This is a genomic window from Flavobacterium sp. LK-23 (assembly GCF_058135255.1).
On record NZ_JBYUVT010000019.1, the window covers coordinates 67595 to 92283 of the forward strand.

Below are 24689 nucleotides of genomic sequence, written 5' to 3' on the forward strand. Positions count from 1 at the left end.
GCTCAGCATGACATTAAATGAGGAAAAAAATGGGTGAGAAGTATTTGCAAAGTAATTCAGTTTGTCATCCCGAGGAACGAGGGATCTCCGCAAGTAGCTCTATAAAGTATTGTCTTCCTGAGCGAAGTCGAAGGATCGCATGCTGAATCTATTTAGTGTGCTTAACTGTACGAGTGCTTAACTTTACGAGTGCTTCGACTTCGCTCAACATGACATTAAACATGACGAATTATGATTAAAAAACCTTTGCCAAAGTTTCAATGAAAATAGCTCACACAAAGACGCGAAGTCGCAAAGAAACTAACTTAAAAAAGTAAACTTTGCGACTTCGCGTCTTTGCGAGAGAATTAATTTGCTGATAAATTGGAATTCGGATTTTAAAATTTGGAATTTAACTCAGTTGGTAATTCGTAATAGTAAACAAATCCTCAAAACCTAATCTGGTATAAATGCCTTTTCCTAAAGCAGAAGCTTGTAGTTGTGCATATTCACAATTGGCATCAATGGCTTCGTTGATGGCGAATTTCATGATTTCTTCTGCAAAACCTCTTTTGCGCATTTCTGGAATAACACCAACGCCGTGAATTCCCATCGTTTCTCCGGTTTGAAAAAGTGTCAATGTTCCAATCGCTTTTCCTTCAAAATGCACCAAATAAAATTTGACATTTTCATAATTATGAACCAGTGTTTCTTTGCTAATAACATAACTAAAAGATAGCGGATAAATATCTGACCAGGTTTTGGCATCTTCTTCATTTAGAACTCTTTTGAAAGTAAGGTTGCTTTGAAGCGGAAATTTTTCACCTAATTTTAAAGCCATTGCTACAAGCTGAATACGGATATTAAAGCCGTTTTTTTCAAAAAATGATTTTGAATTGCTGCCAAAAATATCCCAGTATGGAATAACCAAACCTGGATTTTTCTCCATGATTTCCATAATCTGCGGAAAGTTTTCTTCGGTAATATCTTCTCGAAACCATAATCTATTGGGCCAGCCTGAATTTTTTATTTGACTGAATTGGAATGGATCATTTTTATGATAAGAAAGGAGAGGAGTTGCAACAGTTTTCCAAAGCGTGGTAAGATTGTCAATATTGTCTTTGATGAGATCTGTATTTTTCATTTTTTTTGGATATCGAATTTAAATCTAAAACAAAGATAAAACGAGCTTTCCTGAAAAACCTTTACATATGTTGATTTACAAATCTTTTTCTAGACTTTTTCTAATTCGGCTTAACTGCGTTGGAGTAATGCCTAAATGCGATGCAATGTGCAATAGCGGAACACGATCTGCCAGGTCAGGATGTTTTTCAAGAAGTGTGATATATCTTTCTGTGGCATTTTGCATAACGAGTGCGACTTCTCTCTGTTCTTTTTCGATAATCCAATGCCTTTCTAAGTGAGAGATATAGAAGTTTTTAAGATCGTCGGTTTCGTTAATGAATTCCATGTATTTTTTATAATTGATGTTGATTACAATGGAATCTTCTAAAGCTTCGATAGTAAAATTGGAAGGTGTTTGAAGCATCAATGAAACTTTAGAACCCGCAAGATAATTTTCGAGAAAGAGGTTTTTGTTATAGAAATTTCCTTCTTCATCGGTTATAAAAGCTCGCAAAACTCCTTTTGCAATAAAATGAAGATTTTTAGCAATTTCTCCATTTCGTAATAGTGCTTCTCCTTTTTTAAGCGTTTGAAAACTGGTGATACTTTCAATTAGTTTCCAAGATTTTTCGGAAATAGAATAATAGCTTTCAATAGTTTGTTTTAGATTATTTAGGTATGTTTCTTTATTGAAAGTCATTTTTTTAGGGTTTGCCGCGAAGGCGCTAAGACACAAAGTTTTTGTTGCTACGAATTTCACAAATTTCCACGAATTATTTTTATAAATGTTTTCGAATAAAAAAGAAACTGAAAATTAATGATCAACATAGAGAAATCTTTAAGACTTAGCGCCTTTGTGGCAAATAAAAAAAACCGCTAAAAAACAAAAAGCTTTATAGCGGTTTCTCAAAAGAATAGTAATTATTAGCATTAATCAGCATAATGATAAATACTTCTTTTAACTGTATTATCTATTTTTTCTAGCGTAACTTCTGTTACACCACCTGCATAATTCATCGTAATCGCTACTTTGTCTTTAGTAATTTCATAATCAATAGACATTAATCCGTCTTTATTTACTTCAATAGATTTTTTTTCTGTTGGAAGAGTGGTCAAATAGTACTCTGACTCATCTACTTCTTTATTTTTAATGATATTTTGGTAAACCTGGTTAATATCTGTATCCTTTAGAGTACATTCTCTTCCAGATCCCATTTCAACTTCTATATCTTTACAATCTCCTTCTTCTGGACTTTCCTCTTTTATTTCTTTTTTGGCTACGGTAACAGTATCAGCTTGGGTTTTAGCTGATTCTAATTCTTGTTCTGAACTGTTTTGTTTGCAACTTGTAAATAGTAAAGCTAAAAGCGCAAAAAATGCTATTTTCTTCATTAGTTTAAATTTGTTTAATTGATATTTTCTGCCACGAAGGCGCTAAAACACTAAGTTTTATTGTTCAAAAGTAAGAAAATAAGTTAAGATTTATTGTTTTTTTCAGAAAGAGAAATCGCACGAAATGAGGCAAGAGGATTTAATTGCTGTTTAGAGCTTGTAGAGCAGATTTATCGTTTCTAGCGATTACTTTTCATGTCCTTTAACTGCACTCAAAAGGACACAAATAAGATAAAAATCCGTTTAATGGCCAATCCCGAAAGCATTGAGACTACAAGAAACTTAAAAAAACTTTGAGCCCTAGCGCCTTCGTGGCAAATAAAAAAAACAAAAAACGCCATGAAACCCAAAGGTTCCACAGCGTTTTCATCTCAAAAAATAAATAATTAACGGGTAATGTAACAGGTATTATTTCCAGCCTCCGCCAAGAGCGCGGTACAAATCTGTATTGGCTGTAAGTTGTTGTCTTTTGATATCAGCAAGTTCTAATTCGCTTTGCAATAAATTGGCCTGCGCCGTTAAAACTTCAAGATATTCTGCCATACCATTTTTGAATAACAAGTTTGCATTTTTAATTGCTTGCTGCAATGTTTTTACTTTTTCTTTTAAGAAAGTTTCCTGTTGCTGCAATTTCTCTACTTTAACCAAAGCATCCGAAACTTCGCTTACAGCAACCAAAACTTGTTGTCTAAAAGCTAAAACTGCTTTTTCTCTTTCCGCAACAGCGATATTATATTGCGTTCTCACTCTTTTGTTATTTAAAAGAGGTTGCGTTAATCCACCTGCAACAGTTCCGAACAATGAAGCCGGAATGTTGAACCAATTGCTGGTTTCGAAAGAGTTTAAGCCACCTTGAGCCGTAATTCTGAGAGCTGGGTATAAATCCGCTTTCGTGATACCGACATTTGCATTAGCCGCTTTAAGAGCCAATTCGGCACTTTTTACATCAGGTCTTCTGCTTACTAAGGCAGATGGAACTCCGATTGCTGTATTGTGTTTTACTTCAATTGCACTTAATTGAATAGATCTTTCTTTAGAATTTGGAAAAGAACCCGTTAAAACGCTCAAAGCGTTTTCCTGAATCGCAATATTTTGTTCCAATAACGGAATCAATTGAGCTGAGTTTAATTTCTGTGCTTCCGATTGTTGAATCGCCAAAGTGGTTACCTGACCAGCATCGTATTTTAATTTGATAATATTCGTTGTACTATCATTTAAACGAAGGTTTTGTCTGGCAATATCCAATTGTGCATCCAGCATCAAAAGATTATAATATCCTCTAGAAACATTAGCGACAATATTGGTCTGCAATGCTTTTTTTACCTCTTCAGATTGAAGATATCCTGCGTAAGCCCCTTTCTTTTGGTTTCTGATCTTTCCCCAAATATCAGCTTCCCAAGAAAGAGAAGCTCCAGCAGAATAGTCGTCAATATGTTTAGCTCCAATTGCCTGATTTAAGTTTAATCCCGTAAAACTATTGTCTGACGGATTGCTTGTACTTGCGTTTACAAAGAAGTTTACCTGAGGAACATTTCCCCATTTTGACTGTGTAAAACGGTATTGCGCAATTTCGATGTTCTTTTCGGCAATCTGAAGGTCGTTGTTTCTCGCAACGGCACTGTCAATTAATTTTATAATATCTTTTTCTGTAAAGAAATTTTTCCACTCCAAATCGGCAATACTGGTTGTATCACTCGAAACCGATGCATTCCTGAAATTCTCAGGAAATGCATCTTTTGGAGTTTCAATATCCTTTGAGACTTTACAGGATATTAAAGTCGTGATCAGAATGGCGAAGGTCACGATTTTGGTTATATGATTTTTCATTAGTGTTTTTATTAAATTTTTTATCCGTTGGGTGTTGTTTTTTTAAACACATAGAAACATAGTTTTTTGAAGGTTTTAAAAGAGGCGTTTCACTAGATTAAATACACATAGTTTTGCTATGTGTGGAAACTAGTTTCTTTTATTCTCTTTTTTTGACATAAAAAATCTATGTCTCTATGTGTTAAAACATTTTTTCATCCCTGAAGGTTAAATTTCTGTACAAGTATCTTTTCTAGTTTCTAGATCTCTTGAGATTCTGTACGATATATATCCGATGCCAAATATGATGGCGACAAGAATGGTTGTTATATAGTTTTCCATTTATTATTTTTCTTCGTTATGAATTACAGCGATTGGTTTTCCGCTCACTTTTTCTTGTAAATGCTGGAAGATGATAAATAAAACAGGAATAATAAATAATCCTAGAATTACTCCCGAAAGCATCCCTCCAGCTGCCCCAATACTGATGGAGTGGTTACCTTGTGCAGATGGGCCTTTGGCACTCATCATTGGCACTAAACCTACCACAAAAGCAAGAGACGTCATGATAATTGGTCGCAAACGTAATTTTGCTGCCATGATTGAAGCTGCTACTAAACCTTGTCCTGATCTTCTTCGCTGCGCCGCAAATTCTACAATCAAGATGGCATTTTTGGCGAGAAGCCCGATCAGCATGACAAGAGCAACTTGTACGTAAATATTGTTTTCAATTCCAGTTAAACCAATAGCAACGAATACTCCAAAAATACCTGCAGGGATCGATAAGATAACGGCTAGAGGAAGGATATAACTCTCATACTGTGCAGCAAGTAAGAAATAAATGAATATCAAACACAGTAAGAAAATTGTAGCCGATTGCCCTCCGGAAGAAATCTCCTCACGAGTCTGGCCCGAGAATTCAAACCCGTAACCTGCAGGTAATTGTTGTGCTGCTACTTCTTCAATGGCTTTAATGGCGTCTCCAGAACTAAATCCAGGTTTCGGAATCGCATTAATAGAAATTGAGTTAAATAAATTGTATCTAGAAGCGGTTTCAGAACCATAAATACGAGTTAGTTTAACTAATGTATTTATTGGCACCATTTCGCCCGTTTTGTTTTTTACAAAAACTCTGTCAATTGCTGTTGGATCTGCTCTATCTTCGATATCGGCCTGAACAACCACACGGTAGTATTTACCAAATCGGTTAAAGTCAGATGCCTGTGCGCTACCAAAGTAAGCCTGCATGGTTTGTAAAATGTCTTTTACATTAACACCCAATTGATTTGCTTTTTCGTCGTTAACTTCCAATTGCAATTGTGGATAATCTGCTTTGAAAGAAGTAAAAGCAACTGCAATTTCCGGACGTTTCATTAATTCACCGATAAAGTTCTGAGAGATTCCACTGAATTTATCCAGTTTTCCTCCTGTTTTATCCTGAAGAACTAAATCTAAAGCCTCAACGTTACTAAATCCAGGAACAGTTGGGAAACTGAATACGAAGAAACTTCCGCCAGAAATAGCGCCCAGTTTACCACGAACCTGATTCATGATTTCGTCAATGTTTTTTACTTCTCCTCGTTCTTCGTTTGGTTTAAGCAATACGAAAACTACTGCTGAAGATGGACTTGTAGAGTTGGTCAATAAGTTGAAACCTGAAATTGCGGTTACAAATCGAGAAGCGTCTAATGCTTTTAAAGTATTCTCAGCTTCAGTCATTACTTTTTGAGTTCCGTCCAATGATGTTCCAGATGGCGTATTTACTGCAATCGCAATAAATCCTTGATCTTCTGTTGGAATAAACCCTTGAGGAGTTGTTTTTACCATTACCACTGTTGCCAATGTAATTAAAGCCAATCCGCCTAAACTCAACCATTTTCTTCTGATTAAGAATTTAAGTCCGCCTGTGTAACGGTTTGTCAACGATTCAAAACTACTGTTGAAAGCGCTAAAGAATTTCTCTTTAAATCCTTTTTTTACATAAGGCGCGTCGTGATCGTGAGCTCCGTGATTATCTTTTAAGAATAATGCCGCAAGCGCAGGGCTCAATGTTAAGGCATTTACAGCCGAAATTACAATTGCAATGGCCATCGTAAAGGCAAACTGACGATAGAAAACTCCTGTTGAGCCTTCCATAAAACCAACCGGCAGGAATACAGCAGCCATTACCAACGTAATCGAGATAATAGCACCCGTTATTTCGTGCATTGCTTCATGGGTTGCGATTTTTGGAGACAAACGTTTGTGCTCCATTTTCGCATGCACCGCTTCGACTACCACAATGGCATCATCGACCACAATACCAATCGCCAGAATTAATGCGAAAAGTGTTAAAAGATTGATCGAAAATCCGAATAATTGCATGAAGAAGAACGTTCCTAAAATTGCTACAGGTACAGCAATAGCCGGGATTAATGTTGATCTAAAATCTTGCAAGAAGATAAATACCACAATAAATACCAGTATAAAAGCTTCTATTAATGTATGCTCAACCTGTTCTATAGATTGGTCAAGAGATACTTTTGTACTATAGAAAATATTGTGTTTAATGCCTTTTGGAAAATCTTTAGAAGCCTTTTCCATCATTTTGTTAATGGCAATCTGAATATCATTTGAGTTAGATCCAGCTAACTGAATAACCCCAATTACAATTCCTTTTTTACCATTTAAACGAGTTAAACTGTTGTAAGAGTAAGCACCCAATTCAACTCTCGCTACATCTTTTAAGCGAAGTACTGAGCCATCTGCATTAGAACGTATAGCAATATTTTCATAATCTTCTGGTTTAGTTAATTTCCCTTTATATTTAATAACGTATTCAAAAACTTCTTTGCTTCGCTCTCCAAATTTCCCTGGAGCCGCTTCCAAACTTTTGTCTTGAATCGCGCCCATAACTTCGCTTGGCGTCACTTTATAAGTTGACATTTGTGTTGGATTCAACCAAACACGCATAGAGTAATCTTTTACACCACCAAAAATACTGGCAGAACCCACACCTGGAATACGTTTTAATTCCGGAATAATATTAATCTGCGCATAGTTGGCAACGAAAGTCTGATCGTATTTTGCTTCATCCTCAGTGTACATACCAATTGCCATGATGAAACTGTTTTGCTGTTTCGCCGTCACAATACCTTGTTGTACAACCTCTGCAGGAAGCTGGCTGGTTGCCTGAGCAACACGGTTTTGTACGTTTACCGCAGCTTGATCGGCATCTGTACCCAGTTTAAAGAAAACTGTAATAGCCAAAGTACCGTCGTTACTGGCTGTAGAACTCATGTACGTCATGTTTTCTACACCATTTATAGATTCTTCGATAGAAGGTGCCACAGAACGTAAAACCGTTTCTGCGTTGGCTCCTGGATATACCGCCGTTACCAAAACCGATGGAGGCGCAATATCAGGAAACTGTTGTAAAGGCAGTTTAGTTAAACCCAATACCCCCAGAATCACCAATAAAATGGAAATTACAGTTGCCAGTACAGGTCTTTGTATAAATATTTTGAACATTATTTCTTCTGATTATTTTTTGTTAGTTACTTCGGCAACTTTAGTTGATTTTTCAGGCTGAATCGCTTGGCCGTCCTGAAGTTTGTCAATACCGCTTAACACGATTTGGTCGCCGGTTTTTACACCTTCTTTAATTAAATAATTGGTTCCGCTTTTACCTACAACTGTAATAGGCATTTTAGTTACTTTGTTGTCTTTGCCTACAGTGAAAACAAATACTTTGTCCTGCATTTCAACTGTAGCAGACTGCGGTACTAAAATCGCATCGTCATGGTTTAATCCTAAACGGATTCTTCCTGTGTTTCCAGAACGTAACGTTCCGTTTGCATTTGGGAAAGTTGCTCTAATTGTGATGGCTCCTGTAGTTTTATCAAACTGACCGTCAACCATATCAATTTTTCCGGTTTGAGGATACGCGTTGTTATCAGCCAAGATCAAAGTAACTGGAGGTAATTTTTTGATTTTATCACCAAGAGAACTTCCTTTATATTGCTCTTTAAAGTTGATGAAATCAGTTTCGCCTAAAGAGAAATAAGCAAACACTTCGTGTACATCAGATAAAGTAGTAAGTGCTTCAACATCAGAAGCAGAAACTAAACTTCCTTGTTTTTTAGGCAGTCTTCCTATGTACCCGCTAACTGGAGCTGTTACGTTAGTATATCCTAAATTGATTTTAGCAGAACCTACCATTGCTTTTGCCTGTTCGATATTGGCAGCAGCAATTTTTTGTGAAGCTTTAGCTGTTTTTAACTGATAATCAGAAACTACTTTGTTCTGAACTAGCGGAGTCAATTTGTCAACTTCTAAATTAGCGTTGATTAAAGCCGCTTCTGCTGCGTGAAGACTTGCTAAAGCATTGTTTAACTGCTCGCGAAACGGACGCTCATTGATTTTAAATAAAGTTTGTCCTTTACTTACATAAGCACCTTCGTCAACAAAAATTCTGTCTAGGTTTCCGCTTACTTGAGGACGAATCTCAACATCAACAGTTCCTTGTATAGAAGCAGGATATTCAGCGTCAGTAGTGGTATTGGCACTTGTGATTGCTAAAACTGGTAAAACCGGTGGTGGTGGAGCAGTAGGCGCTTGATTTTTGTCGCCACAGCTGCTTAATACTAAGGCCAGAATAAAACTGGTTATAATTACATTTTTCATTTTCATAGTGGTTTTAATTGGTTGAACATTTTCTCGGATAAAATTCTTTGGTATTCTGGCATTCTCGGGATTCATATTTAATTGAATTAAATTATCTAACGTTGTTAAGTAAAAGTGCACAAATTTCCATACAGTAAGCCTTTCCAATTCTATTTCGAATCAGTATTAAATTATCTAACGATGTTAAGTAAAAGTCTAAAAAAAGAGCTTTTATTACCTTTATTAAATTTTCTAACAGTGTTAAGCGAAAGTTATAAAAAAAAGGATTTTATATTATCCCGTTTAAATCATTTTACACTGTTAAGTAAAATTGGAAAATTTTTTATTGTATAGATTTTATGATACCACCAATGGCATCCTTCAAAATCTGAGCATTTATTGTTTCTAAAATATCGCTTTTGTTAATGATATTGATGGCGATTAAACCATGAATAACAGAAAAGAAAGTAAAATATTTTTGTTTAATGATATCTTCACTAGGATTGCTGTCTTTCATTACTTCAGCAATAACCTGAGTGAATAATTTGTAAGGTCCCTCTTGAGCCGAACATCGCTGTGCGCAACACGTCATTTGAACACCAAACATCAGTTGATATAATTCAGTATTAGTAAAAGCAAAGTCCCAGTAAGTCATCCACATGGCTTCTAATTGATCTTCGGGTTTTTCAAACTTATCAATTGCAACTTGCAGTTCTTTAGTCAGCTTGATAAAACCTTTGCCAGTTAGTTCTTCCAATATTGCTTCCTTATTCGAGAAATATTCATAAATAATAGGAGCAGTATATTCGATTCTATCGGCAATTTTACGCATACTCAAACCATTCCAGCCTTCTTCTTTTACGATATCATAAGCAGCGCCAAGGATATTATTCCTTGTCTCTTCTTTTTGTCTTAAAATTCGATCTTTGCTAGCCATTGTATTCAAGTATTAAATCGTTTAACACTGTTAGGCAAATGTATGGCAGATTTTCGAATTTCAAAATATTTTTATCATAATATTTTCTTATCGTACAATAAGTGTTTTTAAAATTCTTTTCGAGGTCCTTATTTTATTGAACTTTTAATTGATGTATTTTTTTTTTGGAGCAGATGTTTTTCGACTTTTAAGATCATTTGTCCCGCTCTACATTATATTTTTTGTGGTGAACCCCACCACAAAAAGATGCCATTTCGATCGGGGCTAGGAGAGAACATGTATTTTTTCATTAGAACTTTGACAAAATTTCAAACTTTGTCAAGGTGGACAAGATCGATTTTCTTCCCGTATAATTTTGGAGGAATGAAATATTTATAGATTGTTGGATACGCGGTTTACAAAAAAGCTCCAGCGGAGCGATATATTCATTATCGTAAATCTAAAAATGTTTCGCCCTGCTAGGGCTCTTTTAAAAAGGGAATCAAACCATCTATAAATATTTCGTCCCTCTGGGACTTTTTTAGAAAATGATTTTAATGTTGATTTTGTCATCCTGAGGAACGAAGGATCACACTCACAAGTCGACAAAGATTAGAATTTCACAAATAAACAAAACACAAAATTCTCATCCCGTGTAATTCTGGAGGAATGAAATATTCATAGATGGTTTGATACGCGGTTTACAAAAAGCTCCAGCAGAGCGACATATTCATTATCGTAAATCTAAAAATATTTCGCCCTGCTAGGGCTCTTGTAAATTGAGAATCATTATTTCTATAAATATTTCGTCCCTCTGGAACTTTTGTAGAAAATGATTTTAATGTTGAGTTTGTCATCCTGAGGAACGAAGGATCACACGCGCAAATCGACAAAGATTAGAATTTCACAAATAAACAAAGCACAAAATTTTCATCCCGTATAATTCAGGAGGAATGAAATATTTATAGGTTAATGGATACGCGGTTTAAAAAAAAGCTCCAGCGGAGCGACATATTCATTATCATAAATCTAAATATGTTTCGCCCTGCTAGGGCTCTTGTAAAAAGGGAATCATTATTTCTATAAATATTTCGTCCCTCTGGGACTTTTGTAGAAAATGATTTTAATGTTGATTTTGTCAGGCTGAGCGAAGTCGAAGCCTCGCAATGATAATCGGCAATTCTTATTTTACAGGATATTTTTCTGGATTTTGTGAAGTATGAAAAACAGCATTTAAAAATACCGTTTTTGATAATTCATCAACTATAAAAAATGCTACGTATGGAAATTTTGTAAATGGAAGGTAGCGATAATTATTATCATGAAATTGATAAAAAGGATTTATCTGTAAGGCTTTATAAGCCTTTTTATAATCATTAAGAAAATTCAGGGCAACTTTTTTGCTAACTTTTAAAATATAATATTCTACTGCTTCCTCAATATTTTTTAATGCAATTGGAGAAACTATAATCCTATAATTCATACTTCTTTTTTAAATCGGTATAAACAGAGTCAGCATCAGTGTAAAGATTTTTATCTGAAATAACTTGATCATTTAATATATTCTGTTGTTCTTCAGATAAGTCATATGGTTTTACATTTGCTATCTCAAATTTGATCTTTAGTGCTTTCATAAAAGCTTTTACAGCTTCAATTTGAGAAGCGTCTTCTGTATACGCTGTGATGTTAATTGCTTGCATGATATTATTTACTAAAGTTAATCAACAAAGTTAAGACAAAAGTCTAATTTCCATGTTAATCTCTATGATTTATTTATTTCTTTATTACTGTGAATTGCATTTTTTCGTAACATTACAACAAAAAAATGAAAACGCTAACTATCCTAAAAACCACAATTGCAGTTTTATTTTTCCAACAGACCTTCTCTCAGGAAACCAAAAAAGAAACTGCATCACCACAATACACAATTGAAAACTGTGTCAATCATTTTGATATAAACAAAGCAACCAAAACGAAGGTTGGCTACCAATATTGGTTTGCTAATAAAGATTTCACTCAGGAAAACACTTTAAAAATGAGCATTGTCGAACCTGGAAAATCGACGCACGCACCACATCATCATCCGGAAGAAGAATTTTTCTATATCTTAGAAGGAACAGCTGAATTCTTTTTGGACGGAAAAACCGTTAAAGCTGGTCCAAATACCAGTTTCTATTGTCCGCCAAATGCCGAGCACGGAATTAGTAATGCAGGGAAAACAGATTTGAAATATTTGGTCATTAAAAAGGATCTAAGATAAATAATCTTTTGTAATATCTTGTAAGAGCTGCGCAAATGTTTCTGACTTTACGCAGCTCTTTGGGAGGCTATTGAATATTTTATTTACTTCAATACCACAACTTCTTCTGGAATCAGAAACAAAAGCGTACAGCCAGTTCTAGAAAATACAGAATGCGCGCTTCCTGGAGGCATGTACAAATAATCGCCAGCTTTTAATTCGTCTTTTCCAGAGCGTACTTCGCCTTCTAGAACATAAATTTCCTCGCCAGCGGGATGCACGTGATTTGGGTAGGACGCGCCGGGCTCAAATTTTAAAAGAAAAGTAGGAGGACGGTTAGTAACTACATCAAAGCGTAATACTTTAACATAAATTCCGTCTGTTTTTACACCTTCTTCTTGAAGTGGTTTCCACTCTAATTCATTGCTTTTTGTGATTTTAGTTTCCATAATTATTCAAATTTAATTAGTTAATTTTTCAAAAGATATTCATCCAAACTCCATCGGTATTTGTCGGTGGTTGCTAAGAGAAAAGCGCTCATAGAAAAGACAAATACAGATAATCAAGAGGATCTTTTATTCCGAAAGAATAAGTCATTGCCAGCGCAAATAGAAAAGTTAAGATAGAAACGCCAATGGCAGTTTTTCTGGTTTGATATCCAATCAGCAATAAAACAGCAAATAAGGTCTCTAGAAAAGTGCTGATAATTGCAATTGACGGAATAAAACTTTTAGGTAAAAAAGAATTTACTTGTTCGGCGTACGCCAGAAAATTTTCCCATCCCGAAGATTGTTTCCCTAATAAACCCAACCGACTCGAAACCGCAGACAAAAATCCAATTGCCATTACGATTCGTAGAAGCAAAATGGCATAATCCTGATATCTTTTCATAAACTATTTTATTAGTAATTAATCAGATACAAAGATCAGGCAGCAACTCTTTTTAAAGAATAGAGAATCTTGGAAAAAGCATGTAATTATGCTTTAAGTCAAAAAGTCTTTTGACTACTATAACGCCCTATTTGTCATTTCTCTTTCGTCGAAATGACATAAAAATGAGAAAAAACTTTGCGACTCTGCGACTCTGCGAGCAATTTTCGCAACGAAAGGAAAAAGCTTGGAAGATGGCTACACTTGCACTACTTTCTCCTTATAAGATTTAGGAGAAATATTGGTGTGTTTTTTAAAGAAGTTTGAAAAATAGAAAGGATCATTAAAACCTAAAGCATAAGCGGTTTCTTTTACCGATAATTTCTCATAAGTAAACAAACGTTTTGCTTCAGAAATTATCAGTCCAAAAATGATATTTTGTGCAGTTTTATTGCAATGCAGTTTAGAGAGTTCGTTTAATTTGGCTTCGGTTGTGCCGATTAAATTGGCAATTTCATTTACCGAAAGATTTTTGTCAAAATTCCCTCGAATAGCTTCCAGAAAATGGAGAAACAAAGCGTCTGGTTTGTAGATTTCTTCTCCCAGTTTTATTTTAGAACGGTTGATTTCGATTAAAATCAATTGAATTCTAGAATGAATAGAAATGAGGTATTGATAGGGTTTTTGGGCAATTTCCTGCTGAATAAGCTGTAAAGCATCGACAACCAATTTGTCGTCATCTACTTTTATCACTTCATTCATTGCAAAATGGCAGAACAAACTGTTGTGGAAAATAAGCTCGATGTCGTTATCATTTTTGCAGAAAAAATCATAGGTAAATTCGAGAACAAATCCGGTTGCGTTGTTGCTGTTTTTTATAAAATGAATTTGACCAGACGTTATCGTTAAGACCGAATTTTTTGTGATTAGATATTCGTTTTCATCTACCGAAAGCGTTATTTCGCCAGATGTACAAAAAAGAAGGACATATTTTAATACACGCCGAGGATGTTTTAAATCTTCTGCCTGTTCAAACGTCTTTATATCAATCATTTGTTTTTTTATTTAATAGCAATCCCCATAGCTATCGATAGCTAAAATAGTATTTTGAGAATTTATTTTACTTCTTTCGTAATATCAATCTGCATGCCTTTCAAAATAATTGGAAGCCATTTCTACAATTGTCTCTTTTGTTGTAAAACTGTATTGTACTCCGTGATTAAGTGTATAGGAATCTCCAAGCTCTGGATGATGTTGTGTTCCATCTATATGAAATGAATCTAGAACTGACAGCCAGAGATTACGCTGCTGGTCTCTAAAATAGAATTGGTCTCTATCTGAAACAACTAAGATTGTCCCGTTGTCATTGTCGAGAATCGAAGTATTGTTGCTGCCCTCATAGTCACCCATAATAGTGATATTGGTGCTGTATTTTTTGGACGTTAATTCTGTGATTTTTTTTGTTAGTGGCATAAGAGTTAGAATTTGACTTGTCTTTGAAACAGTAAAATTAAAATTACACATTTTACTAATAGTATTCTAAAAAGTTTTTTTAAAAGTTAAAAGTTTTGAATAAAAAGAGTAGTTTTCAAAAAAAGCAAATAAAAAGGACAGCGACCAATGAGGTGCTGTCCTTGAGTAAATTGCAAAAAAATAGAATTGATATTTCTAAGAATGTGTAAAGTAATTTGTAATCTGCCAAAAAGAAAACATAATAAAAGTCATTCGTTTACAACATCATCTTTCATAATCTCTTTACTGACATTTTGTCTATTAATATGAATAATAATAGGATTTCTGCCATCTAAATCTCTTTTTCCTCGACCTGATAAACCAATGGTTATTGTATCTGGCTTTTTAGATTTTATTTCTTGCGGACTTACATACGTATACATTCCATATCCATGTCCAGAAACAATCCAGCCTTCTGTATTTTTTAAATCGGTGACATCAAAATCTTCTGATCGTTCTGTGTAAACGGGACCAAACTCTTTTATCAATTTTAGTGCTTTACGCTCTAAATTGGAAATTTCATCTGCTTGTTCAAAAATGATATACGTTCCGTTTTTAAACAAAACCCAATCCTGAAATTTGGGATTGATACTAAGTCTGACATGATGCAGTAACTCCGTTTCTGTTATTTCGCCAGCTTCTTTATGGTCAGATTTCTGTTTCATAAAAAGAAAATTTAAAAAAGAATACTATGGTTTTAAATCACTTAATTGATGTTTTGTAAAATTTGTTTTTTAAATAATACGCCCTTAAAAGTTTTAATTGTATCATTTTAGGGTATTTTTACGATTCGTTGTATTTCAATAAAAGCACCTTATAAACCAAATGTCTAAAGGTGCTTTTTCAATTTATATAGAAGTAAGATTAAGATGCTGTGTTGCTTGGATCTTTTTTACGGTAAAACCAGTAGAATACTTGCGGTAAAACGGTAAGGGATAGAATCATACACGTTATTAATCCGCCCACAATCATTATGGCTAGTGGTTTTTGTACTTCAGAACCCATTCCGGTGGATAACGCAGCAGGCAATAATCCTAAAGATCCCATAAGGGCAATCATCACAATAGGACGAATTCTGCTGTGAATTCCGTGCGAAATAGCGTCTCTTAAATGCATTCCGTTTCGCATATTTTCCCTAATCATTCCAATGAGGACAATACTGTCGATGGCGCTAACCCCAAAGAGAATAATAAAACCAATTCCCGCCGAGATTCCGAAGACAGTTCCTGTTACCCAAAGCGACAGGAATCCGCCGATAAAAGCATAAGGCATCGCAGTTACAGCAATCATGGTGTCTTTGAAATTTCCAAAGTTGAAATACAGCAGGCATAAAATTAAGACCAAAACCACAGGAATAATCATCGCCAATTGTTTGGTTGCTCTTTCTTTACTTTCAAATTCTCCTGCCCATTTCATGACATTTTCTTTAGGAAGTTTGACTTCTGCTGCTACTTTTTTCTGTGCTTCATCAATTGTACTTCCTAAATCTCGTCCTTCAATACTAAATCCTACGGCAATATAACGGCTGTTTCCTTCGCGATAAATAAAGGTTGGACCTGTTTTATAATCTACCGTTGCAATTTCTTTTAAAGGCACTTTTTTACCATTTAGGGTTGGAATAAGAATGCCCTCGATCTTTTCTTTAGAATCACGATATTCTTTTTCAAAACGTAAGGTGATATCAAATATCTTTTCGTCATCATAAAATTTGGTTGCCGCTTGTCCGCCAATTGTCATTCTGATTACAGCTTGTGCATCGGCAGTGGTAACAGCGTAACGCGCCATTTTTTCGTCGTCAAGCTGAATTCTTAATTCGGGTAAACCAATATTTTTATAGACATTTATATCTTCAATTCCTTTTACGTCTTTGATCGAATTGGCGACTTTTGCAGCCATTTCTTCCAATTGAAAAAGATCGCTTCCGAAAATCTTAATCGCCAGCGGACTTTTGACTCCAGCAACATATTCCTCGACATTATCCTGAATAGGCTGACTGAAACCAAAGGCAATTCCGGGATATACATCGAGTACTTTTTTGATTTCGGCAATTAATTCTTCTTTGCTAATGTCGTGTTTCCATTCGTCTTTATGTTTTAATTCGATATGAAATTCGATATTAAAAAATCCAGTCGGGTCTGTTCCGTCGTTTGGTCTTCCGGTTTGCGAAAGCACAAATTTTACTTCTTCAAACTTTCTGATTTTGGCTTTCATTTCCTTAGTCAATCGCACAGATTCGTCGAGATTGATACTATTTGGAAGCGTCGCTCTCACATAAATAGCACCTTCATTCAGTTTCGGAATAAACTCTGATCCGTAAAAAGCAAACTTTGCACAGCAAACTGCTAATAAAGCTAAAAAGGCATAGAAAGTGGCTTTACGATGTTTGGTGCTCCATTGAAACAGTTTAAAAAGGTTTTCTCTAAAGAAACGCGAAATCATATTTTCTTTCTCGACAATGTTTTTGGTCAGCATGACTTTACACATTGCAGGAACGTAGGTAAGCGACAAAAGCAATGATCCTAAAAGCGCATAACTTAAGGTAAAGGCTAGGGGAGAGAACATTTTTCCTTCTACTTTCGTGAAAGAGAAAATTGGCATCAACGCGACAATCAAAATGATTAGGGCAAAGAAAATATAAGTCGCTACACTGCCGACACTTTTCTTGATCAATCCCATTTTACTCATGCTGTTAAAGCGTTCCATGCCCACTTTATGCGCTTTCTTTTCGAGGGAAACAAAGACTTGTTCGACAATAACGAGCGTTCCTTCGAGCAGTAATCCGAAGTCTAAAGCGCCCATCGAAATTAAATTGGCCGGCAATCCCTGAATTCTCAACATCACAATAGCAAACAAAAACGAAAGCGGAATTACAGAAGCCACAATCAACGAAGTTCTCCAGTTGTAAAGGAAAATAAACACGATTAACGATACCAATAAAATACCTTCAACAAGGTTTTTAGTAACGGTTTTTACGGTTGTATTTACCAATTCGGTACGATCGATAAACGGAACTATTTTGACATTATCGGGTAAAACTCGTTCGTTAAGTTCTGCCAAACGTTCTTTAAGTTTTTTGATTACTTCACCCGGATTTTCTCCGCGAAGCATGACTACAATTCCTTCAACAACATCATCATTGTCATCTAAACCGACTTGTCCCAATCTTGGTTTTGCCGAGATCGAAACTTCGGCTACGTGTTTTACTAAAACGGGAGCTCCGCCTTTGGTTTCGATTAAAATATTGCCAATATCTTCGACTTTATTAACTAACCCAACGCCACGAACGACATAGGCCTGATCGCCACGCTGAATAACATCTCCGCCCACATTGATATTACTTTTTGAAACCGCTTCGTAAACATCTAAAGCCGAAAGATTGTAATTTTCTAACTGCGTTGGATTAATTTTGATTTCGAACATTTTTTCTTCACCACCAAAACTTACCACATCGGCAACTCCGGGAACGGCAACCAATTCTCTTTCAATAACCCAATCCTGAATGGCCTGAATTTCTTTTATAGGCAAATCACTTTTAATAACATATCTAAAGATCTCGCCCGTTGCTCCAGAAGGCGGATCAATCTCTGCATCGGCACCTTCGGGAAGATCAAGTCCGCTCATACGGTTTGACGCGTATTGCTGTGCGTAGAAATCCTCCACGCCATCATCAAATAATACCGTTACAACCGATAGTCCAAAAAGCGAAATAGAACGAACTTCGGCTTTTTTCGGAATCGTATTCATTTGTTTGGAAATCGGAAGTGTGATGAATTTTTCTACTTCTTCGGCACTTCTTCCCGGCCATTGTGTAATAATTCTTGCCCTTGTGTTGGTTACATCGGGAAAGGCTTCAATTGGTGTGTGAATGTAACTCACGATACCGGCGACTAGTAATATTGCGGTCAGGAAAAAAACTATCAGGGAGTTTTTTAGCGAGAAAGCAACTAATCCTTGTACAAATTTTTTCATGTCTTGTATTGTATTTATCCGTTATGGGGATAATTAGTTTTTTAATCTTTCGTGAATCAAAAGCTGATTTTTGGTGATTACCATTTCGCCTTCTTTAACTCCGTCTTTAAAATAAACCCAGTTGTTGTTTTTAATAACCGGATTAATTTCTCTGGTTTCGATTGTACAATCGTTTTTATAAATTAAAATATGATCACGGTTGTTGTCAAAAATTACCGCTTTTGCAGGAACAGCTTCAAGCATTTCGCCACCCAGACTTTTGTCGATTGTAATATCTGCAGTCATTCCGGGTTTAAGTTTCAGGTTTTTGTTTTCCATTACAATTCTGGCTTTCAAAACATGTTCGTCGGCATCAAAAACTTTGGACATCATTTTTATTTTTCCTTTAAAAATTTCTCCGGGATACGCTGGTGTTGTAACATCTACAGCCATATTTTCGGATACATTTTTTAAGTTACTCGTATATACATTTACCATAACCCAGATTTCTTTTAAATCAGAAATGGTGAAAAGAGGTTCACTGCTGTCTGTAATCTGCATTCCTGGACTTATGTTTTTGTCTACGATATAACCTTCTGTAGGCGCTTTAATTAGAAAAACAGATCTTTCGCTGCTGGCGCTAAACATGGCTAGATTGGCTCTTACATTTTCTAAAGAAGATTTTAAAACATCTAGTTCGCTTTGGGCTTGCAGTAAATCTTTTTGTGACGAAATTCCATCTTCAAACATTGATTTTGCAGCTTGTAAATTGCGTTGTGCCACAGTGATCTGCGATTGAAGCGATTTGCTTTCAGACTGCATGCTGTTTAATTCGGTACTTTTTATCTCGGCCAGAACTTGTCCTTTTCGAACATAATCGCCCAATGAAAAAGTAGTTTTGGTAATAATTCCTTCCACGAGGCTATTAAACTGAACAACATGATCGCCGTTATACGTAATGTTTCCCGTAAGGTTTATAGATTCGTTTACGGAACGTTTTTGAATTGGTTCGATGGTGATTTTTTCTTTTAAATCTTTATCGATGCAAAACTTTTCTTCTTTCGTTTCTTTAACTTCTTCTTTTTTACCACATCCGTAAACGAGCATTAACCCCAATATTGGGAGTACAATATATTTCTTCATTTGTTTTTGTATTTGAAAATTAGATTTAGTTGATTTCCTGACCTGAGATATATCGCAGTTCTTCCAGATTTTTATTCAGGTCCATTTTAGAATTCAGCAGTATCGATTTGTTGTCTAGATAAGCATCAACAAAATCAAGATATTCAAGCATGCTGGTATTTTTTTGCAGGAAGTTCTTGCGATACGCTTCCAAAAGTTTATCCAAATCTCCTTCATAATCAGCTTCCACGCTGTCGTACAATTTTTTGGTCACCAATAAATCTTCATAAGATTGTAATACTTCAGATTGTATACTGATGGTTTTTTCTTCTGCCAGTAATTTTCCCTGATCAATTGCCAGTTTTGCTGCTTTTATATTTCCCTGATTTCGATTAAAGAACGGAAGATCAAGAGAGAAACCAACTCCTACAAAATCATTCATTAAACTCGCTCCACGGTCATAACTTACACCAAGTGTAACATCTGGAGTTCGCATCGCTTTTTCATATTTGTATTTGTTGTCGTTATAATCGTTTCCGAGTTTAAGAACTTTCATATCAGGACGGTTTTCTACAGCCGAAGCCATCAGATTGCCTAAGTTTATGTTTTCGATATTTTTATTATCAGGAACAAAACCTTCATCGGTAAGTTTGATATAATTTGTGGCAGGAAGATTCATTAAAACCTTAAGCTCTTTCTGCAACGAATTATTTTCCTTTTGCAAATCGGCTATTTCTTTTAAGAATTGAAGTTCAGTTGCTTTTAGCCTGAAGTATTCGCCTTTACCCACATTGCCTTGTTTTACCTGATTTCCGTAAGCTTTTAGTAAAGTCTGCATAGAAGAAAGCTGTTTTTTATAAATCGCTTCTTGTGCTTGATTGTATTGCAGTTCAGTAAGATTACTTCTGAATTCAATTTTCAGATTACGTAAAAAAGTTTTGAAATATTCTTTGGCGATGTCAACGCCTACTTTTTCCATCGCAATCAATTTTTTTCGCTTTCCAGCTGTCTGAACAAGCTGTTCCAGTTCGGCATTGACTTGCGAAGTTTTTCCGAAATTTCCCCATAACGGCGGCAATTGCTGTGCAGTAGCATTGTTCCAAAGATTGATTTCGCCGATAGTCAGCGTAGGATTGGGCCATAATTTTGCTTGAATCACTTGTGCATCGGCAATATCGATGTTCAGTTTTTCGGAAATAAGAGAGATATTCTTATCCAAAAACAAAGCCTCGGCCTGTGTTCTGGACAGCACAATTGTGTCGTTTATGGCAGCAATCTGCGCCATACCTTTGTGCGATACAATAACGAGTAAGGTTAAAAGTAAACGTTTCAAATTAAGTAGTTTTAATGATGTCGCAAAGTTATTGGCGACATATTAGCCCTTAATTTGATGTGTGTTATAAGACGGTTAGAGCAACATTAGAAAACGATTAGAGTCTCGGAAATAGTAGTGTTACCGTTGTTCCTTCGTCTTTTTTGGATGCAATATTAAAATCGATATTGTTTTGTTTGAAGATAATATTGGCCAGCGAAAGTCCAACACCGCTTCCTTTTATATCTTTTACGTTTTTGCCTCTGTAAAAGGTTTGTTTAATGAAAGTTAAGTCGTCTTCGCTAATTCCAGTTCCGCGGTCTTCAATAACAATTTTAAGCTGATTATTCTGTTCCAGCAGACTTATTTTGATAGGATTTCCGTTAGAATATTTTACGGCATTTTCTATAATGTTGTATAAAGCGATTTTAATTTCGTTGCTATTTCCTTTTATCGAAAGCAGTTTGTCATTTGCCACTTCTAAAACGATTTGTATCGGAGCATTTTTTAAATCGTAAATAGCGGGCAATTGATCGTTAATGTCCCAAACCAATTCATCAACTCTGAAAATTTCGTTGAGTTCTGTATTGTTTCGCAAGCCCGAAAGCATCATCAAAGTATTCATGGTATCTTCGATTTGATACACATTTTCTAATACTTTTTCAGACATTTCTTTGTATTCGGCACTTGATCTGTCTTTTTGGGCAAATACTTCTAAGTTTCCAGAAATAGCCGTTAAAGGCGTTTTAAATTCATGCGAAACATAATTGATAAAGTTTTTTTGAATGATAAAAGTATCCGATAAACGCGTAAACAAATTGTTATAGGTTTCGACCAATTCCTGAATATCATCTTTGGTATTTGGAGAAACAATCTGACGATCCAGCGACGAAGCCTGAATTTCGTTTACCTGATCAATAATATTTTTTATCGGACTGTAAGCCAGATTAGAAAGAACACGGCTCACAATATAAATCGTAATCAATCCGATGATTAAAACCATAATCATAATGATTTGCAGTCTGTCGGTCATGGTTTTAAATTCGACGTCGTTTTTCTTTACGAAAACTACAAAATCCCCTTGATTATCATGGTAATAACTTCCAAAATAGAAATGATGTTTCGATTTAAAACTAAGCTTTCTGTTTTTTCTGATATAATCCAGTCTTTCTGCATTGATATTGTTGTCGATCGTTTTATCGCCGTAAACAATCTGATTTTTGTTGTTGTACACGCGCGTGATGATTTCAAGCGAATTTTCTCTGAATTGCTGACCAATTAACAAATGCTGATTTTCGGGCAGTTCGTCTTTTTCGAGATAGAAAATTCCCGTCAGTAAACACGTTTTTTGCAGTTCGTTATAAATAATTTTTTCTGAATAACTGTAGAAAGAATAATACGTGATAACCGAAGCAATGACAAAAACAACGCTAAATGTAAAAGACGATATTAAGGTAAACCTGTTGCGTATTTTCATAATTCTTCTTTAAGCATATATCCCGTTCCTTTTATGGTATGGATAAATTTATGGTTTTGCTCAATTTTGTTTCTTAAATAAGAAATGTACACATCGACAACATTCGTATTATTATCGTAATTAATACCCCAAACGGCATTTAAAATCTGCGTTCTCGGAATTACTTTGTTTCGGTTTTCTAATAAATACAATAGGAGTTTGTATTCTCTTGGCGATAAATCGATTAGTTTATCGTTTTCTGTAACCTTATGTTCTTCAGGATTTATGGTTAAACTTCCTAAAGTGTACAAGGTTTCTACTTTATCGTAGTTGAATTTGGTTCTTCGAGTCAATGCGTTTACTCTCGAAATTAGTTCCTTAAAATGAAACGGTTTTACCAAATAATCATCGGCACCAGAATCTAAAGCCGTTACTTTATCATCGGTGTCGCTCAATGCGCTTAACATTAAAACGGGTGTATGATTTTTTTTGAAACGCATAAGTTTCACCAACTGAATTCCGTCAATTCCTGGAAGCATAATATCCATTAAAATAATGTCCCAAATATCCTGTTGAATGAGATCTCTGGCAATCTCGCCCGTTTCGGCCAGATGCACAGTAAAGTTGTTTTCCTCCAAACCTTTTACTATAAATTCGCTAATGCGTTTATCATCTTCAATGAGTAAAACATTCATAAATGGTATATTATATTGGTTGCTGTTTTGACTAAAACAGAACTGTTTTAATCATCTGATAAGTTGTTTTCAAAAAACAAGGATTATCAAAAATAGCAATTATTTTTTTGAACCATATAAGGTCATATAAGTTATTGAAGTTTTTTATTGAATTGCCTCCTGCTTTAGCTGGAGGTTTGAAAGATTTTCATCCTATTAGGGCTTTAGCCAAAATGCGTTTTTTTTGGGCTAAAGCCATTTTTGTAATTCATCAAATGAATCTCCATCTAAAGGTGGAGGCAATTGATTTTTTAAATTAAATGTGATTTTTTAAATCTGCAAAAGAAAATTCCGGAGGAATGAAGTATTTATAGATTCATAAAACATACCGTACCAAAAGCTCCAGCGGAGCGAAATAATTTATTATAATAATTTCGTTAGATTTCACGGTATAAAATACTAAACCAAATCGACATCAATCTTATATAATTTCAGTTTAATCTTTAATAAAAATTTGATTTCCAATTAATTAACTTTTATTAAAGAAAGCTTTAACAGCGTCTATTTCTACTGGGGGGTTGAAATAACTAATTTTAACTTAAATCAAAATTAATAACATTTTAAATATTTGAAATTATGAAAAAGAATATCGCCATATTAGCAACAAACGGTTTTGAAGAATCAGAATTAGCATCACCAAAAGCGTATCTGGAAGAGCAAGGTTGGAATGCAGATATTGTCAGTTTGAAATCTGGAACAATCAAATCTTGGAAAGACGGAAATTGGAGCAAAGAATACAATGTTGATGTTGTATTAGATCAGGCAAATGAAGCAGATTACGATGCTTTGGTTATTCCAGGAGGAGTTATAAATCCTGATTTATTGAGAAGAGAAGAGGCTGCAGTAAATTTTGTACGTTCCTTTTTTGAAAGTAAAAAACCAGTAGCCGCTATTTGTCACGGACCTCAAATTCTGGTAGATGCCGATGTTTTGCAAGGTCGAAAAGTAACTTCGTTTTTCTCTATTAAAAACGATTTGAAAAATGCCGGAGCACAATGGGAAGACTCAGAAGTTGTCGTAGACAACGGATTAGTAACCAGCCGAACCCCGAATGATTTGCCCGCTTTTAATAAAAAAATGGTGGAAGAAATTAAAGAAGGAATACACGAGCGCCAAAGAGTATAAAAAGAAATTTCTATTTAGATTTATCAAATTATAAAAAATGCAAGATCAATTTTGGTCTTGCATTTTTTTATTGAATAGCCCCTAGTTTTAACTAGGGGATTAAAAGGTTCAATAGTAATAAGGCTTTAGCCAAAACACGCATTTTGGCTAAAGCCTTACTATAGTTCCTTATTTATACCTCCAGCTAAAGCTGGAGGCAATGGATTCTTTTAATTAATTGAGGATCAATCTTTGCGTTCCTCTGGTTGAAACGAGAGGCTATGTTTAAAAAATCGTTGCCGAGCAGTTTTTCGTGTTTTCCTCCCGCAGTTTGTCATTTCGAGGAACGAGAAATCTCCACAAGTAGCTCGACAAAGATTGACGATTTAGATTGCGGGGGCTTCGACTTCGCTCAGCCTGACAAAGGTGTTCAATTTGTCTATTCGTTTAGTTTGTCATTTCTGTAAAAGTTACTTATTTCGGTAACGGATTTATCATTTCAATTGGCTTTTTTCCATCAATTCCCTGAT

General features: G+C 35.2%; 21 protein-coding genes. 2 read left to right on the forward strand and 19 right to left on the reverse strand.

Annotation, left to right across the window (positions count from 1 at the left end; all coding sequences use genetic code 11):
- Positions 1-391: 391 nt before the first annotated feature.
- The 9 genes from AC3Y25_RS20730 to AC3Y25_RS20770 form a co-directional block, all read right to left on the reverse strand.
- A complete protein-coding gene (locus tag AC3Y25_RS20730; protein WP_489904035.1) occupies positions 392-1123 on the reverse strand; it encodes a GNAT family N-acetyltransferase in 732 nt (243 codons plus the stop codon).
- Positions 1124-1198: 75 nt separating this feature from the next.
- Positions 1199-1804: a Crp/Fnr family transcriptional regulator gene (locus AC3Y25_RS20735; protein ID WP_489904036.1), complete on the reverse strand. Its 606-nt coding sequence runs from the start codon at positions 1802-1804 to the stop codon at positions 1199-1201.
- Positions 1805-2034: 230 nt separating this feature from the next.
- Positions 2035-2496 (reverse strand): hypothetical protein, encoded by a 462-nt coding sequence (locus AC3Y25_RS20740; protein WP_489904037.1) that lies wholly within the window; start codon positions 2494-2496, stop codon positions 2035-2037.
- Between the two features lie 408 nt (positions 2497-2904).
- The gene (locus AC3Y25_RS20745; RefSeq protein WP_489904038.1) at positions 2905-4323 is read right to left on the reverse strand and encodes a TolC family protein; all 1419 of its coding nucleotides are present in this window, start codon (positions 4321-4323) and stop codon (positions 2905-2907) included.
- Between the two features lie 324 nt (positions 4324-4647).
- On the reverse strand, positions 4648-7812 hold the full coding sequence (locus AC3Y25_RS20750; RefSeq protein WP_489904039.1) for an efflux RND transporter permease subunit: 3165 nt from the start codon (positions 7810-7812) through the stop codon (positions 4648-4650).
- Between the two features lie 12 nt (positions 7813-7824).
- The gene (locus AC3Y25_RS20755) at positions 7825-9042 is read right to left on the reverse strand and encodes an efflux RND transporter periplasmic adaptor subunit (protein WP_427874324.1); all 1218 of its coding nucleotides are present in this window, start codon (positions 9040-9042) and stop codon (positions 7825-7827) included.
- Positions 9043-9289: 247 nt separating this feature from the next.
- The gene (locus AC3Y25_RS20760) at positions 9290-9883 is read right to left on the reverse strand and encodes a TetR/AcrR family transcriptional regulator (RefSeq protein WP_489904040.1); all 594 of its coding nucleotides are present in this window, start codon (positions 9881-9883) and stop codon (positions 9290-9292) included.
- 1162 nt (positions 9884-11045) lie between these two features.
- The gene (locus AC3Y25_RS20765; protein WP_489904041.1) at positions 11046-11345 is read right to left on the reverse strand and encodes a type II toxin-antitoxin system RelE/ParE family toxin; all 300 of its coding nucleotides are present in this window, start codon (positions 11343-11345) and stop codon (positions 11046-11048) included.
- Positions 11335-11562: a DUF2683 family protein gene (locus AC3Y25_RS20770; protein ID WP_427874321.1), complete on the reverse strand. Its 228-nt coding sequence runs from the start codon at positions 11560-11562 to the stop codon at positions 11335-11337. Before AC3Y25_RS20770 ends, AC3Y25_RS20765 begins: the two co-directional genes overlap by 11 nt.
- A 125-nt stretch (positions 11563-11687) precedes the next feature.
- On the opposite strand from AC3Y25_RS20770, the gene AC3Y25_RS20775 reads away from it, so the two are divergent.
- Complete coding sequence (locus AC3Y25_RS20775; protein WP_489904042.1) at positions 11688-12122, forward strand: cupin domain-containing protein; 435 nt, start codon at positions 11688-11690, stop codon at positions 12120-12122.
- 83 nt (positions 12123-12205) lie between these two features.
- On the opposite strand, the gene AC3Y25_RS20780 is transcribed toward AC3Y25_RS20775, so the two are convergent.
- From AC3Y25_RS20780 to AC3Y25_RS20825, 10 genes are all read right to left on the reverse strand, one after another.
- Positions 12206-12550 carry a dimethylsulfonioproprionate lyase family protein gene (locus AC3Y25_RS20780; RefSeq protein ID WP_489904043.1) on the reverse strand — a complete coding sequence of 115 codons (345 nt, stop codon included), beginning with the start codon at positions 12548-12550 and terminating at the stop codon, positions 12206-12208.
- A gap of 88 nt (positions 12551-12638) precedes the next feature.
- Complete coding sequence (locus tag AC3Y25_RS20785; RefSeq protein ID WP_489904044.1) at positions 12639-12992, reverse strand: DoxX protein; 354 nt, start codon at positions 12990-12992, stop codon at positions 12639-12641.
- A 237-nt stretch (positions 12993-13229) separates the two neighbouring features.
- On the reverse strand, positions 13230-14024 hold the full coding sequence (locus AC3Y25_RS20790) for a helix-turn-helix domain-containing protein (protein ID WP_489904045.1): 795 nt from the start codon (positions 14022-14024) through the stop codon (positions 13230-13232).
- Positions 14025-14108: 84 nt separating this feature from the next.
- The gene (locus tag AC3Y25_RS20795; RefSeq protein WP_489904046.1) at positions 14109-14444 is read right to left on the reverse strand and encodes a hypothetical protein; all 336 of its coding nucleotides are present in this window, start codon (positions 14442-14444) and stop codon (positions 14109-14111) included.
- Positions 14445-14692: 248 nt separating this feature from the next.
- Complete coding sequence (locus AC3Y25_RS20800; protein WP_489904047.1) at positions 14693-15148, reverse strand: hypothetical protein; 456 nt, start codon at positions 15146-15148, stop codon at positions 14693-14695.
- Positions 15149-15347: 199 nt separating this feature from the next.
- Positions 15348-18452 carry an efflux RND transporter permease subunit gene (locus AC3Y25_RS20805; RefSeq protein WP_489904048.1) on the reverse strand — a complete coding sequence of 1035 codons (3105 nt, stop codon included), beginning with the start codon at positions 18450-18452 and terminating at the stop codon, positions 15348-15350.
- A 33-nt stretch (positions 18453-18485) separates the two neighbouring features.
- A complete protein-coding gene (locus AC3Y25_RS20810) occupies positions 18486-19574 on the reverse strand; it encodes an efflux RND transporter periplasmic adaptor subunit (protein WP_489904049.1) in 1089 nt (362 codons plus the stop codon).
- Between the two features lie 25 nt (positions 19575-19599).
- Positions 19600-20886 carry a TolC family protein gene (locus tag AC3Y25_RS20815; RefSeq protein WP_489904050.1) on the reverse strand — a complete coding sequence of 429 codons (1287 nt, stop codon included), beginning with the start codon at positions 20884-20886 and terminating at the stop codon, positions 19600-19602.
- 97 nt (positions 20887-20983) lie between these two features.
- Entirely contained in the window at positions 20984-22342 is a 1359-nt protein-coding gene (locus AC3Y25_RS20820; protein ID WP_489904051.1) for a sensor histidine kinase, read from the reverse strand.
- Positions 22339-23016 carry a response regulator transcription factor gene (locus AC3Y25_RS20825; RefSeq protein ID WP_489904052.1) on the reverse strand — a complete coding sequence of 226 codons (678 nt, stop codon included), beginning with the start codon at positions 23014-23016 and terminating at the stop codon, positions 22339-22341. The genes AC3Y25_RS20820 and AC3Y25_RS20825 overlap by 4 nt, the downstream gene beginning before the upstream one ends.
- A 615-nt stretch (positions 23017-23631) precedes the next feature.
- On the opposite strand from AC3Y25_RS20825, the gene AC3Y25_RS20830 reads away from it, so the two are divergent.
- The gene (locus AC3Y25_RS20830) at positions 23632-24180 is read left to right on the forward strand and encodes a type 1 glutamine amidotransferase domain-containing protein (protein ID WP_489904053.1); all 549 of its coding nucleotides are present in this window, start codon (positions 23632-23634) and stop codon (positions 24178-24180) included.
- Positions 24181-24689 lie beyond the last annotated feature (509 nt).